Source organism: Brachyspira hyodysenteriae ATCC 27164 (genome assembly GCF_001676785.2).
Lineage (GTDB): Bacteria > Spirochaetota > Brachyspiria > Brachyspirales > Brachyspiraceae > Brachyspira > Brachyspira hyodysenteriae.
The window spans coordinates 269772-285207 of sequence record NZ_CP015910.2; the positions used below are offsets into that span (position 1 = coordinate 269772).

Genomic DNA, 15436 nt, shown 5'->3' on the forward strand with positions numbered 1-15436 from the left:
AATAGTTATTTTTATAGTAGTTTTATTTACTACTTATTATAATTAAAAACTTGATAAATATAGTCTAAATTATATAATTGCAATCAAAAATAATTTGTAAATATTATGTCAGAGAATATTCGCTGGAAACAGAGATTTAAGAATTTTGAAAAAGCATTTAATTTACTAAAAAGTGTATTTGAATAAAAAGAAATAAATGAATTATCATTATTAGAGCAGGAAGGTGTTGTTAAAAGATTTGAATATACTTATGAATTAGCTTGGAAAACTTTGAAAGATTATTTAAAATATAATGGAAGTTTAAACAATATAGATATATCCCCAAGAAATATTTTTAAAGAAGGATATTCAGCAAAGATTATTAATAGTCAAGATGATTTTATTGATATGATGCTTAGACGTAATTTACTTTCACATACTTATGATTTTGTGAAGTTTAAAGAGATTATTAAACGAATAGAAAATAATTATTTGAAAATACTTAATGAATTATATAGTTTCTTTTTGGAAAAAATAAATGATTAAAGGATAAATATTAATGCTTGATGAAAAGATAAAAGAAGGTATAAAAAATATATGCAGTTCTTATGAGAATATAGAACATGTTATACTGTTTGGTTCTAGGGCAATGGATAGAGAAAAATATAATTCGGATATAGATTTGGCTGTAATAGGAAAGTTTGATTTACTATTTTGCGAAAGACTAAAAGAAGAATTATCAGAGCTTCCTACTCTTTTAAAATTCGATGTTATTTCTTATAATGATATAGAAAATCAAGAATTAATAAATGATATAAAAAATCATGGAAAAATTATTTATAAAAAATAGTATTAATGATATTTGATGAATAATGTATCATTATAGCAGGAAAATATTTCCTCATTAATATATTCTATAATCAAGTTTATTTATATATACTAAAAATTTTTAAGTTTGTCAAAATTAGTTTTTATATTGCTATTATTTTTGGGGACTAGTCCCCGAACCCCTACTTCTTTTGGTGACCCAAAGAAGCAAAAGGACTGCATTTTTGACACAAATCTTGGTTTTACTTCACATTTAAAACAAAACTTAATAATATTTTATACTATTAATAAATAAAAATTACATTTACCAAAAGTAAAAATTGACAAAGTATAGTTGTTTAGGTATATACTAAGAATTTTTAAGTTTCTCAATTGATCCACTTTATATAAATTTTATCTACTTTTTTGCAGCAACACTCTGCGGACTTCGTCAAAGTTTTTATCCTTCTGATACGCTTCACGAAAGGCTATATTTTAGATTAAATTTAATGTTTTATCTTACATGTAAAACAAAATTAGTATTATTTAGTACTAATTTAATACTTTCAGTTTTTGCAACTTTTTGCTGGGGAAAAGTTGAATAAAAAAATGACAAACTTAAAAATTTTCAGTATATATTAAAAGTATTAATTATATTTTTCAAGAAGCTCAACTATATCTTCATAATTTTCTGATTTTGCCAAATCAAGTGCAGTATAACCATCTTCATCAGTTATAGAAGTATCAGCATTATTTTCTAAAAGTACTTTTGCAGCTTCAAATTGATTAAAACTTGCTGCATACATTAAAGCAGTCATTCCATAATCAGTGGTATAATTAATATCAGCACCATTTTCTAATAACATATTGATTATATTAGTGTTTCCTTTATAAGCGGCATTCATTAAAGGAGTAGGCGATATCTCAATATGTTCATTTTTTATTTCGCATACTGTATTGGCGTCAGCTCCCTTTTCAAGTAAAAATTTTACCATCTCTTCATTATTGAAAGAAGCAGCATAAACTAAAGCATTAATGCCGTCATCATCTTTTGCTTCAATGTCCGCACCTTTTTCAATTAAAAGCTCTGTTATAGCAATATTATGAAGGCTAGCCATAAGAGGAGTAAAGCCTGTAAGTTCAGCAGGTAAATTGACATCAGCTCCTAAATCTATAAGTTTACGAACAAGTTCTTCATCATACATAGCTTCTGTTAATGGAGTAGAATATCCTAAAGTTAAATTAACATCTGCATTATTTTCTAATAAATAATTTATGATATCAGTTTGCTTATATTTTATAGCTTGTATTAAAGGCGTTGACTTAGAATATTCATCTATCTCTAAGTTATAATTAATATCTAAACTTTTTGATTCAATTAATTTTTTGATTGTTTGAAAATCTCCTGATTCTATAAAAGATACAATTTCTTTATCTGTGTATGAATAATATGTTGTTTCTTCTGTTTGATTTGTATTTATTGATGAATTATTTGATTGTTCTGTTTTATTTATATTATTATCTGTACTGTCATCTAAATTTATAGTTACTTTATCTGCATTATTATTGTTTGATTCTTTGCTATCACAAGAAAATATAATTATAGAAAGTAAAAAAATTAATAAATATTTCATAAACAATATATCCTATAGTCAAGTTTTTTATTAGTATATAATAAAAATGTATTTTTTCAAGTTTTATATTAAATCCCTATAGGGTATATTTTTATTAAAATTCAATCATAAAAATTTATTTTAAAACCCCACCCTTTATGTTTATTGTTTTATACTTGAATATTAACTTTATTTGTTTTTCAGTTTATACTTAAAATTTTTAAGTTTGTCAATTTTTATGTTGTTCTTTTTCCAGCCGCACGCTACAGTGGCAATACCATACCTACACTTACAGTGGATTTCGTCAGGTACTCCTTTCAGTCGCAGTACTTCCTTCGGTCGCAAAAGAAGTGGGGTGTTACGAAGTACGCAGAGCGGCACGTCTGTGTGCCATCACAAATAATAAAATTTAAAAAACTAGAATTGACAAAATATATTTGTTTAGGTATATATTAAAAAGTATTAATTATATTTTTCAAGAAGCTTAACTATATCATTATTATATTTCTTATTATCTTTTGATTTTGCCATATCAAGTGCAGTCCTACCATCTTTATCAGTTATAGAAGTATCAGCATTATTTTCTAAAAGTATTTTTACTGCTTCAAATTGATTATAACTTGCTGCATACATTGAATTTGCTGCATACATTAAAGCAGTCATTCCATAATCATTGGTATAATTAATATCAGCACCATTTTCTAATAACACATTTATTATATTAGTGTTTCCGTTATTAGCAGCATGCATTAAAGCAGTATCACCATCTTCATCAGTTATAGAAATATCAGCATTATTTTCTAAAAGTATTTTTGCAGCTTCAAATTGATTAAAACTTGCTGCATACATTAAAGCAGTCATTCCATAATCATTGGTATAATTAATATCAACACCATTTTCTAATAACGTATTTATTATATTAGTGTTTCCTTTATAAGCAGCATAAATTAAAGGAGTCATTTCATCAGTGGTATAATTAATATCAGCACCATTTTCCAATAACATATTTATTATATTAGTGTTTCCGTTATAAACAGCATTCATTAAAGGAGTAGGCGATATATCAATATGTTCATTTTCTATTTCGCATACTGTATTGGCGTCAGCTCCCTTTTCAAGTAAAAATTTTACCATCTCTTCATTTTCATCACTTGAGGCATAAACTAAAGCATTAATGCCATAATCATCTTTAGCTTCAATGTCCGCACCTTTTTCAATTAAAAGCTCTGCTATAGCAATATTATTATGGCTAGCCATAAGAGGAGTAAATCCTGACTGAGCAGGTAAATTGACATCGGCTCCTAAATCTATAAGTTTACGAACAAGTTCTTCATCATACATAGCTTCTGTTAATGGAGTAGAATATCCTAAAGTTAAATTAACATCTGCATTATTTTCTAATAAATAATTTATAATATCAGTTTGCTTATATTCTATAGCTTTTATTAAAGGGGTTGACTTGGAATATTCATCTATCTCTAAGTTATAATTAACATCTAAACTTTTTGATTCAATTAATTTTTTGATTGTTTCCAAATCTCCTGATTCTATAAAAGATACAATTTCTTCATCTGTGTATGAATAATATGTTGTTTCTTCTGTTTCATTTGTATTTATTGATGAATTATTTGATTTATTATCTTTATCATCTGTATTTGATTGTTCTGTTTTATTTATGTTATCTGTACTATCATCTATGTTTATAGTCGATTTATCTGTATTATTATTTTGTTCCTTGGTATTGCAAGAAAATACTAGAATAGAAAGAAAAAAAATTAATAAATATTTCATAATAATATATCCTATAATTAAGTTTTCATTAGTATATTATAAAAATATTTTTTGCAAGTTTTTAATTAAATCCCTGTGGGGTATATTTTTATTAAAATTCAATCTTAAAAATTTATTTTAAATCCCCGCCCTTTATGTTTATTGTTTTATACTTGAATATTAACTTTATTTGTTTTTTAGTTTAAATCAGAAATTAGAGCACCCGCCCAAGTGTTTATTAAATTTAGAATCTCTTTAACGCACGGTAAATCAATTTTATAATATTGTATAATTTGAATTTTAAACAAATCTATATTTTTAGACTCATTCACCGTGCGGTTATGGGGCTATAAGTTTAAATAACACTTTGGGTGGGCAGCTAAAATAACTGTTTAAGTTTTTAAAGAAAAAAAATATAGAAATAGGAGAAAAATATAAAAAGGATAGAGGGTGGGATTTAGAATGAAACTTTATAATAATTTATGTATTTAGGTAATATTTGTAATTATTGCATTATGCTCTTTTTATAGTAAAATACTTTTCATTGTTAAGGATTTTTAATAATGAAAAAAGCGGATAAAATAAATAAAGATAGTATAAAAGATAATAATAATTTTGATGAGTGTTTTAAAGAAAGCATAAAAGATAATGTAATATTCTTTCCTATAAGACACCATTCGCCAGCATGCTCATATCATTTGAAGAAAATTTTTGAGAGTTTTAAGCCTGACGCTGTACTTATAGAAGGTCCAAGCGATTGTAATGATTTGATGAAGTATATGATTGAAGAGGATACTAAAGCACCTTTTTGTATTTATTCAAGCTATGTTGATGGTAATAATGAAAAATACAGATGTTATTATCCTTTTTTGGATTATTCTCCAGAGTTTACCGCTATAAGAGAATCATTAAAAAATAATATTCATTGCAGTTTTATTGATATGAATTATGCCTTTATGATAGAAAATTCCAAAAAAGATTCAGAACCTGAAAAAGAAAATAATAATAATAATAATAATGAAGAAAATTCAGAAGATATAGATAGTAATAAAGAAAATGATAGTGAAGATAAAAAAAAGAAATTAATATCTATTTATGATAATGATGATAATAAATTCAATGTTAATGCTTATACTGTAGAGCTTACAAAAAAGGCAGGACTTAGAACTTTTGCCGAGCTTTGGGAAAGAGATTTCGAGATAAATGGAATACTTAAAGAAAGTAAGGAGTTTATAAAAAGTGTTTATGCATTAGGCTATTATATGCGTTTGATAGAAGATGAGGATTTTGAAACTAGAAACAGAGAATATGTAATGGCTTTGAATGTTAAAGAGGCATTAGAAAAATATAATAGAGTTTTGGTAGTTACAGGAAGTTTTCATACTAAAGGTATAATAGATAAATTAAAAGAAGATGAAAAAGATAATAAAAAATTAAATAAAGAATATAAAAATTTAAAAGAATATATAATTTCAAATACAGCAAACTATTTGATACCATATTCATTTGAAGATGCTGATGCAAGAAAAGGATACAGAGCAGGAATAGAGTTTCCGGCATTTTATAATTTAGTTTATAAAGAGCTTGAAAATTACAGCAGTAAAAATGATACAGATAATATTGGAAATATGTATTTAGATGTTGTTATGTCATTTATAATAAAGGCTTCAAATATAGACAGACATAATCATAATGTAAGCATACCAGATTGTATTAATGCTTATTATATGGCAGTTAATCTTGCAAAATTAAGAGGCAAGCATTCTGCGGGAGTTTATGAACTTATAGATGCTGCTAAAAGTGCATTTGTTAAAGGTGATATATCTTTAGAGAATACAAGCAATCTTGATTTAATGATGAAGCTTCTTTCAGGTATGGCAAATGGTCAGGTATCATCAAAAAGTATAGTTCCTCCTGTTGTTATAGATTTTAGAAATAAATGCAAAGAATATAGAATAAAAACTGATAAAACAGAAGAAAAAGAATCTAAATTAGATATAGTAAAAGATAAAAGTCATTTTGAAAAAAGTAAATTTTTCCATAAGATGAAATTTTTAGATACAGGATTTTGCAAATTAGAAAAAGGTCCTGACTATGTTAATAAAGTAAATAAGAATTTAGCTAGAGAAATTTGGAAATATGAATATAAAACTGCTGTAGAGGCGGCTTTAATAGATAAATCTGTTTATGGTGTAACAATAGAAGAGTTAGCATCAAATTTAATAGTTGAAAGACTTAATGCTCATATAGATGCTAGTGAAGTTTCAAAACTTTTAATAGAAGCTAATGTTATGGGATTATACAGTTTTTTTTATGACAACTATAATAAAATAGAAGAAACTGTACTTAATGATAATAATTTTGTTAGTCTTTGCTATTGTCTTAATAATTTATCATATTTAGCCAATATGGAAGCTATTAATGATAATTTATCAAAAGAGAGAGAATCTTTATTTGATAATTATGATATAATATCTGTTATAGAGGCATTGGCTAAGCAGGTATTTATACTTGCTGTTATAAATATGGATTCTATGAAGAATTTAAATGAAGAGGAAGCATTAAAAAATTCACATTATATAAAAAATCTTTATTCTTTTACATTAGAAAATCCTAATTGGTGCGATATGGATATGTTTAATGATAAGATAGATTTAATGCTTGATAATACATTCGGAAGTTCTCATATATATGCAGTTTGCTTGGCTTTAAAATACAAATCTGGAAGACTGAGTGCTGATGAATTTTCTGCTATAGTATCTTCATTTATGGAATCTTCTGATATAGAAGCCGCATCATATTTTTTGAATGGAATACTTCTTGCTGCCAGAGATATATTATTTATTAATGAAAATATAATCAGCAGTATAGATTCAGCAATAAAAAAATTAGATGATGAAAAATTTATGGAGGTACTTCCTAATTTCAGATATGCCTTTTCAAATTTAAGTCCTATAGAAATAGAACGTTTATCAGCAATCATAGCTGAGAGATATAATATTAATAAAAATAAAATATTAATTGATGTTAATTTATCTATAGAAGAAATTCAATTGGCTTCGCAAATAGATAATGAAGTTTTTGAATTGATAAGAAAAACTTTATGAAAAAATCATAAAATGAACATATAATAATTAAATTTGTAGTATATGTAGAAAATCAATTTTTATTTTATTATTATTTATTTATATTTCTTATTTATTGAGAAAAAATATAAATAAAAGCATTGTAAATATAGTTTACAATATTATAATTTATTTGTTTATAAATTTATAAAGATATCAGGAACTATTTTTAAATTTATTCGTCTAATAAATAGAAAGTTTATATATATTATGCTATATAATAACTTGATATTTTTTATTCTAAGTTTATAATATACAAATTTATAATTATAAAACTTCATAATTATGATAAATTTATATTAGGAGCTGACGGTGAAATTTTATGTTACTCTGGTTTTAACTTTAATATTAAGTCTGTCTTTATACTCTCAAGATACAAATTTAACCGATGATATTACAAATGATGCAAATGTATCAAATGAATCCCCAGAGATAAATAAAATCTCTATAACTTTAGAAGATGCCTTGATGATGGCTTTTGATGCTAGTAAAACATTAAAACAGGCCGAATATGATGTACGTATAGCACAAGTTCAAAAAGATGCTACTTTTTCTGATTTATTTATGCCTTCTTTAAGTGTAAGCGGCGGATTGAATTTGGCAGAATCCAAAGAATATTCTATTAATGAGGTGAATACAGGTATTTATTCTAGTCCAGATACTTGGTCTGCTTCTGCTACTTTATCCAAAACATTATTTACAGGATTTAGAAATTGGAATTCAGATAGAGCAAAAGATGTTAATTTAAAAATGAAAAAAGATACATATTATGATGAAAGACTTAATGTAGATCTTAATACAAAATTAAATTTTTATAATACATTTGTGGCTCAAGAAAATTACAGAGTATATTTACAGCAGCAGCTCAATTACAGTAATAGAATGAGAGAGTCATACATAAAATATAGAAATGGACAAGTTTCAGAATATGAATATTTAAATGCCAAAGTACAATATGAAACTACAAAGCCTCAGGTTATAACTTTAAGCAATCAATATCAAAGTTTGAAACTTACATTTATAAGACAAATAGGACTTACAAATGTTGCTGATGAAGTAGATTTAGTTGGAAATATACTAGATGCCACTAATATAGCATTGCCGGATATGGCTTATGATGATTTGCTTACTATTATAATGAATAATAATATAGAATTAAAAAATATGGCTAGTAATTTAGAAATGTTAGAGTATAATAGAAAAGTAGCAAGAAGTTATTTATGGCCTACTTTATCAGCAAATGCTAATGTAGGAATTACTACAGTAGATAAAATAAAAATGGAGAATGGTACATTTAAGAAAAATAGGGAAGGAGAATTCAACTGGGGAGTTGGTTTTTCTCTCAACTATAGTCTTGATTCACTTTTGCCTTTTTCTTCTACAGCAAAGGGTGCTGAGGAAATTGAGCTTAGCATAAAGCAAATGGAAGTAACTTATGATGAATTAAGAGATACCATAGAAATAAATAGCAGAGATTTAATTTCTACTGCAAGGTCCCAAGCGGTGAATTTACAGTCGCAGGCAGAAAATGCCAGAACAGCAGCTTATGCTTTACAAATGGCACAAAGGCAGTACCGCGGAGGAACAATATCCACACTTGAACTTAATGATGCCGAAATTACATATTTGAATGCCCAGCTTGCATATTTACAGGCTATATATGATTATTTTTCAAGCACTTTACAAATATTAAAGCTTTTAGGTGCTTAAGGAGATTATGATGAGAAGAGTAAGTATTATAATATTATCATTTGTTTTAATTTTATCCGTTTTATCTATTTCATGTAAAAAAGCTGCAGTAGATCTAAAGAAAAAAGAAAATCCTATAAGTGTATTGGTGGCAGCACCTATAAAGCAGCCTTTAGAGGAGTATTTAGATTTATCAGCTGAGATTAAGGCTATAAAAGAGGTAGAGATATCCTCTGATGTACCTGGAAAAATTGCTAATATATTAAAATATGAAGGAAGTTTTGTTAATAAAGGCGATACAATAGCATTAATAGACAGATTCGTAATAGGTGCAAATTATGCCTATGCTCCTGCAAGAACTCCTATTTCTGGATATGTTACAACTACATATATGGCAGTAGGTGCTTCAATAGCTGCTTCTACTCCTATAGCAAATGTTGCTGATATTAGCCAATTGGAAGTGGAAATACAAGTTCCTGAACGTTCTATCGCAGGAATCGAATTAGGACAAAAAGTAATTATAAGAGTTCCTTCAGCACCTAATAAAGAAATAGAAGCTACTATCACTAAAAGAGATTATGCAGTTAATCCTTCAACTCGTACTTTAATGGTAAAAGCTTTGATAGATAATAAAGAAAGACTTCTTTTACCTGGAATGTTTTCTGATGTATCAATACTTTTAAACTCTGCTGATAATGTATTTGTTATACCAAACAGTGCTATGTTCAGCGATGATTTAGGTAAGAATTATATATATGTTGTTAAAGAAGATACTTCAAACAACCCTCCATCAGAAGTAAAAGCGGCAAATTCAACTAATGCTCAATATAGAGCATATACAAGAGAAGTTAATGTATTATTTACTTCTAAAGATAAAGTGGCTTTAAGCGGAGGACTTGAAGAGGGAGAAGAAGTTGTAATGTTCGGACGTGAATTCTTGAAAAACGGATCATTAGTTAATAGAATAGAAAATGACCCTACTATTTTGGAATATATTACGCCTCCTACTGCAGTTGCTTCAGCTGATACTAATATAATAAATAATACTGCTGCAGCAAAACCTGCTACTACAAAACCAGCAGCAAATACAAATACTACTGTAAAAAATAATACAACAACTCAAAAACCAGCTGCTGTAGCAAAACCTACTACTACAAAACCAGCAGCTACTGTAAGAAACAATACTCCTGCTGCTGAAAAACCTAATACAACAACTACAGTAGAAAAACCAAAAGAACCAGAAACAAATACTTCTAATAATGATACTATATACTCAGTTGGAGGTTGATTTTTTCTTATTATGATTATAGTTTAAATTAAATAAGGAGCAATTATGAGAAGTTTTATTGAATTAATAGTAAAAAGACCCGTAGCCGTTTTTATGGGTATAGTTGCTGTTGTTATACTTGGTGCTGTTAGTCTTTCAAGGCTTCCTGTCGACTTTTTGCCTGACATGGAATTGCCTTTTATTAGTATTAGGACAACTTATGATAATGCAGGTCCTGAGGAAGTAGAAAAATCTGTTTCTAGGATTATAGAATCCGCTGTTTCTTCAGTTAATAATATTAAAGAGGTAAGTTCATCTTCAGAAGAGGAAGAATCAAGAGTTTTTATAGAATTTAACTGGGGAAGTGATTTAGCTTCTGCAACAGCTGATATCAGAGAGGCAATAGATAGAATAAGAAAATCTTTGCCTGATGATGCTGAAAGCCCTGCCGTTTATAAGTTCTCTACTGATAATATTCCAGTTATGGAAATATCTTTCTATGGTACAGACAATTTATCCGCTTTATATAATTTAGTTGATAATCAGATATTAACTAGTATAGAGCAGGTCGGCGGTGTTGCTATGGCTGAGATTAGAGGAGGACTTAAAACTCAGATTAAAGTTGATGTTGATATGAACAGACTTCAGGCTTACGGACTTGATATTAACTCTATAGTAAGCACATTAGCTATGGAGAATCAGAATATATCAGGCGGTGAAACTTATGAAGGTGTTTATAAATATACTCTAAGAACTACAGGTGAGTTCAAAACAGTTAATGATATAGGAAATGTTGTTGTGGCATTGAAAACAAACAGCACTCCTATAAGACTTAGAGAATTAGCTACAATTTATGAAGGTTATGATGAAGACGGCGATGTAATGAAAGTAAATGGTACTCCTGCCGTTAACGTTTCTATAAATAAAGAATCCGGAGCAAATACTGTTGCTGTTTCTGATGCTATAAAGAAAAGATTAGATTCTCTTAATTTACCTGAGGGAATAAAATATGAAGTATTATTTAATAGTGCTGATAATGTTAATAATGCCATAAAAGGGGTTCTTGATACTGCTTGGCAGGGAGGTTTATTTGCTGTTATAATACTTATGCTTTATTTATGGAATGTAAGAACTGTACTTATAATAGCTATATCCATTCCTATGTCTATAATCGTTACATTTACTTTGATGTATTTCTTTGGTACTACTTTGAATATTATATCACTTTCAGGACTTGTACTTGGTATTGGTATGATGGTTGATAACTCCATTGTTGTACTTGAAAATATATTCTTCTATAGGAATAATGGTTATGGTAAATATTCATCTGCTATAGACGGTACTTCTACTGTAGCACTTGCTATATCTGCTTCTACTCTTACTACAATAGCAGTATTTTTACCTTTCCTTTTTGTTGAAGGTCAAACTGGACAGATGTTCAGAGACTTATGTATAACAGTTACTGTTTCTATGATAGCTTCTTTAGCTGTTGCTTTGACAGTTGTTCCTATGCTTGGTGCAAGACTTGTAACTACTAAGAAATCTAAATTCTTATCTAGATTTGAGAATTTCTTTGATAAATATTTCCATTCTAAAGTTAATTACATATATGAAAAAATATTAACTTTTTCTGTTCATCATAAAAACAGAGTATTAATTCCTGTTATAACTATAGTATTTGCTGTTATAGTAGTAGGATTAATGCTTATAGGTAAAGAAGGATTCCCTGAATCTGATGAAGGTCAGTTAATGGCAAGTATTACTATGCCTGTAGGTACTAGAAAAGAGCAGACAGGTGCTTTCATTGACAGAATGAGAAAAGATATGCAAGATGTTATAGGAAAGGATTTAAGCAGAATACAATCAAGAGCTAGATCCGGTTCTGATGCTAATAAAGGACAAATAAGAGCAAAACTTATAGATAAATCAGCAGGAAGAACTACTGAAACAGAAGAATATGTTGAGCTTGTAAGAAAAAGATTGGCAAGTTATCCTGCTACTATAAATGTTGACTCTGTAACTAGTATGAAAGGCGGCGGAAATAGCGATTCAAGCGGAATAGATATAGATATAGTTGGTGAAGATTTGGTAAGAGCTAGAGAATTAGCTAACAATGTAATAGCTGCATTACAAGATGTTCCTGGACTTAGAGATGTTCGTTTGAAAAAAAGTGATGCAAGCCCTGAGCTTAATGTTGTAATTAACAGAGATTTAGCTTCAAAAATGGGACTTAATATAAATACTGTTGCTAATTCTATTAAAACAAGTTTCGGCGGTACTACTGCTACAAGAATGACTCCTGATAATTCAGATGTAACTGATATTGATGTTATAGTTAGACTTAATGAAAGAGACAGAATAAATATAGAAGATGTAAAAAGAATGCTTATCCCAACTCCAAGCGGCATGGTTCCTATATCAGCCGTTGCAAGTGTAGATAAAAATTTTGCTCCTACAGAAATAACAAGAAAAAATGACAGCAGAATAACTTCTATCACTGCGGCAGGTTATGGAAGACCTATGAATCAGATAATGAATGATGTACAGGCTGCTATCAATCAAAAAGTTTTTGTACCTTCAGGATTTACTATAGTTTATTCCGGAGATTATGAAGACATGCAGGAAGCATTCGGACAGCTTATACAGGCTTTATTCTTGGCTTTGGTATTAGTTTATGCTATTATGGCAAGTCAGTTTGAATCTTATATAGCTCCTTTTGTTATTGCTCTTGCTATACCATTTGGATTTGCCGGATCTCTTTTCTTACTTCTTATTACAGGTCAGACTTTGAGTGTATATAGCGGTATAGGAGTAATAGTTCTTATAGGTATTGTAGTTAATAATGGTATTGTACTGATAGACTATATGAATCAGCTTATGCATGAGAAAAAAATTAATGGTGATAAAGCAGCTTTGATTGCAGGTCCTAGAAGATTAAGACCGGTTTTAATGACTTCTCTTACTACTATATTGGGTCTTCTTCCTATGGCTTTATCAAGCGGTGAAGGTAATGAGATGTATCAGCCTTTATCATTAGCAGTTCTTGGAGGATTGACAGTTTCTACTATGTTTACTCTTGTTATAGTACCTACTGTTTATGCTGCTATTAGAAATAGAATACCTCTTAAAGATTATGATGCTAAAGATTTGGCTAGTGTTGAAACTGGTACTGGTATAGATGATGCTTTGAGTACTCCTGGTAAATAATAGATAACATAAATAAAATAAGGGGCTTGAGTTAATACTTAAGCCCCTTATTTTTATAATAAAAAAGGATGCATTTCTTTATGCATCCTTTTATTTAAATAAAATTATTTTAAAATCTTATTCCAATCTGAGCACCTAAATCAACACTTGATAATTTAAAGTCATGAGTTTTACTTTCCATAAATGGAATATCATAAGCAACATAAATACCAGCAGTTAAATTAAGAGGTAAAATGAAATCGAGTGTAACTTTTACATAAGGTATAAAAGGCTTATTGAATTCTTTATATATTGTTTTTGTATCATACATGCTAGCTTGACCTATGCTGTCGCTGCTTTCTTTACTATACATAAGTCCTGCTATAGGGAATTTAAATCCTCCGCCTACACCTATTGATATGAAAGCCAAATCTATTCTAGGAAGCAAACCAAGATTAAAACTATCAAAAGAAGCTCCGTATCTTCCTTTTTCTCCTTTTAATCCGAAAGCAAATACATCTTTTTGATAACCTATATCAAGACCTATTCCTAAAGCTATATTACTTATTCCGAAATAATATCCAGGTATAACATGAATACCAAATTCAAAACCAGCATCAGCTTTAGTATATTTAGACGCATCCGTTCCAGTATATGTTCCTAAACTTAAACCGAAAGGAAATAATACATTAACCTCAAATCCTGTTTTTGCCATCAAATTTCCGCTTAATGCAATGATTAATAAGCATGAGATTGTTATTATTTTTTTCATTATTTTCTATCCTTATATTTAATTATATAATAGATAATCGACAATGAGAATAATATATTTATAAATAAAAATACTGTATTTATGTAGTTATCAAAAAAAATGGGAATGCTTTTATATACAAGCATTCCCAAAATATTATTTTATATTAATTAGAATCTTAAACCAATCTCTGCACCCAAATCAAAAGCTGAAAGTTTTGTATGGAAGCTAGGGTTTTTAGTTTCTATTAAAGGTATATCATAAGAGAAATAAGCTCCTACAACTATATTATAAGGTAATAAGAAATCAACAACAGCTTTAACATAAGGTATATAAGGATTTTTGAAATTTTCCCCTATTTTTTTGAAATCATATCCTTGAGAAGTATAACCACCGTCACTTTCTCTAAAATAGCTGCTTCCTGCTAAAGGTATTTTTACTCCTGCACCTACACCTATAGATACAAAAGCAATATCTATTCTAGGTAAAACACCTATCATTAAACTATCAAAAGCTATTCCTCCCTTTGATTTTTCATCAATAACTGCTTTGAAAGCAAATACATCTCTGTTATATCCTAAGTCTAAACCTAATCCAAATGATAAGTATTCAAATCCAAAATAATAAGCAGGCTGAACATGTATACCGAATTCAAATCCAGCATCAGATTTTATATGCTGAGCATCATTTCCGCTGAAACTGCTGAAACTTGCACCAATAGGAATAAGTAATCCTAAACTAAATCCTGTTTTTGCCATAAGTCCGCTGCTTAGACTCATTACCAATATACTTGTTATTATAATTAATTTTTTCATTTATTTTCTCCTAAAATCATTTTTTATATCTATAGTAAATTATAGTTATAAAAAAAATAAACTATATATAGTTTGTTTTTTGTTTATTTATTCTATATGCTATAATGTAATTTGAATTATTTATTATATAGGAATTGTAAGTATAATCTAACTTTTTTCAAGTGTTTTTTATGTATTTTTAATTTTCGACCAAATGGTTAAAATGTACAAAATTAGATATAAAATTAATATTATTTATTAAATAAAACGCTTTAATAATTGTTATTAATTAATTTTTTATTTAATTATTTTTCATCAAAAACAATATCTGTTAATATTTCTATATTGATTTACAGATTATAGATAAAATCAATATATTTTTCTTCTATAAATATATAAATAGCATACTATATAGTTCTTTATCAAATTCACTGCTTTTGGAATTATATTTACAA

At 28.0% G+C, this 15436-nt stretch carries 10 protein-coding genes; 6 read left to right on the forward strand and 4 right to left on the reverse strand.

Translation table 11 applies throughout. The features are described 5' to 3' along the window. Positions 1-192 precede the first annotated feature (192 nt). A complete protein-coding gene (locus tag BHYOB78_RS01195) occupies positions 193-525 on the forward strand; it encodes an HI0074 family nucleotidyltransferase substrate-binding subunit (RefSeq protein ID WP_239650888.1) in 333 nt (110 codons plus the stop codon). A 13-nt stretch (positions 526-538) separates the two neighbouring features. Next, complete coding sequence (locus BHYOB78_RS01200) at positions 539-829, forward strand: nucleotidyltransferase domain-containing protein (RefSeq protein ID WP_020064539.1); 291 nt, start codon at positions 539-541, stop codon at positions 827-829. Positions 830-1433: 604 nt separating this feature from the next. Here BHYOB78_RS01200 and BHYOB78_RS01205 read toward each other — a convergent pair. Beyond that, complete coding sequence (locus BHYOB78_RS01205) at positions 1434-2420, reverse strand: ankyrin repeat domain-containing protein (protein WP_047108822.1); 987 nt, start codon at positions 2418-2420, stop codon at positions 1434-1436. Positions 2421-2861: 441 nt separating this feature from the next. Then, positions 2862-4190 carry an ankyrin repeat domain-containing protein gene (locus BHYOB78_RS01210; protein WP_065203220.1) on the reverse strand — a complete coding sequence of 443 codons (1329 nt, stop codon included), beginning with the start codon at positions 4188-4190 and terminating at the stop codon, positions 2862-2864. Between the two features lie 542 nt (positions 4191-4732). On the opposite strand from BHYOB78_RS01210, the gene BHYOB78_RS01215 reads away from it, so the two are divergent. From BHYOB78_RS01215 to BHYOB78_RS01230, 4 genes are all read left to right on the forward strand, one after another. Continuing rightward, entirely contained in the window at positions 4733-7276 is a 2544-nt protein-coding gene (locus tag BHYOB78_RS01215; RefSeq protein ID WP_028331355.1) for a DUF5682 family protein, read from the forward strand. Between the two features lie 330 nt (positions 7277-7606). Next, positions 7607-9004 (forward strand): TolC family protein, encoded by a 1398-nt coding sequence (locus tag BHYOB78_RS01220; protein ID WP_012671535.1) that lies wholly within the window; start codon positions 7607-7609, stop codon positions 9002-9004. A 7-nt stretch (positions 9005-9011) separates the two neighbouring features. Then, on the forward strand, positions 9012-10271 hold the full coding sequence (locus BHYOB78_RS01225; RefSeq protein ID WP_012671536.1) for an efflux RND transporter periplasmic adaptor subunit: 1260 nt from the start codon (positions 9012-9014) through the stop codon (positions 10269-10271). Between the two features lie 45 nt (positions 10272-10316). Continuing rightward, complete coding sequence (locus BHYOB78_RS01230; protein ID WP_020064805.1) at positions 10317-13457, forward strand: efflux RND transporter permease subunit; 3141 nt, start codon at positions 10317-10319, stop codon at positions 13455-13457. Between the two features lie 109 nt (positions 13458-13566). On the opposite strand, the gene BHYOB78_RS01235 is transcribed toward BHYOB78_RS01230, so the two are convergent. Both BHYOB78_RS01235 and BHYOB78_RS01240 read right to left on the reverse strand, forming a co-directional pair. Then, the gene (locus tag BHYOB78_RS01235; RefSeq protein ID WP_012671538.1) at positions 13567-14208 is read right to left on the reverse strand and encodes a hypothetical protein; all 642 of its coding nucleotides are present in this window, start codon (positions 14206-14208) and stop codon (positions 13567-13569) included. 149 nt (positions 14209-14357) lie between these two features. Continuing rightward, entirely contained in the window at positions 14358-15002 is a 645-nt protein-coding gene (locus BHYOB78_RS01240; protein WP_020064806.1) for a hypothetical protein, read from the reverse strand. Between the last annotated feature and the right edge of the window lie 434 nt (positions 15003-15436).

Bases quoted from the DNA above. Each gene is read 5' to 3' on its own strand.
- BHYOB78_RS01225 (WP_012671536.1), top strand. From the start codon at position 9,012: ATGATGAGAAGAGTAAGTATTATAATATTATCATTTGTTTTAATTTTA.
- BHYOB78_RS01215 (WP_028331355.1), top strand. From the start codon at position 4,733: ATGAAAAAAGCGGATAAAATAAATAAAGATAGTATAAAAGATAATAAT.
- BHYOB78_RS01235 (WP_012671538.1), bottom strand. From the start codon at position 14,208: ATGAAAAAAATAATAACAATCTCATGCTTATTAATCATTGCATTAAGC.
- BHYOB78_RS01200 (WP_020064539.1), top strand. From the start codon at position 539: ATGCTTGATGAAAAGATAAAAGAAGGTATAAAAAATATATGCAGTTCT.
- BHYOB78_RS01230 (WP_020064805.1), top strand. From the start codon at position 10,317: ATGAGAAGTTTTATTGAATTAATAGTAAAAAGACCCGTAGCCGTTTTT.
- BHYOB78_RS01210 (WP_065203220.1), bottom strand. From the start codon at position 4,190: ATGAAATATTTATTAATTTTTTTTCTTTCTATTCTAGTATTTTCTTGC.
- BHYOB78_RS01205 (WP_047108822.1), bottom strand. From the start codon at position 2,420: ATGAAATATTTATTAATTTTTTTACTTTCTATAATTATATTTTCTTGT.
- BHYOB78_RS01240 (WP_020064806.1), bottom strand. From the start codon at position 15,002: ATGAAAAAATTAATTATAATAACAAGTATATTGGTAATGAGTCTAAGC.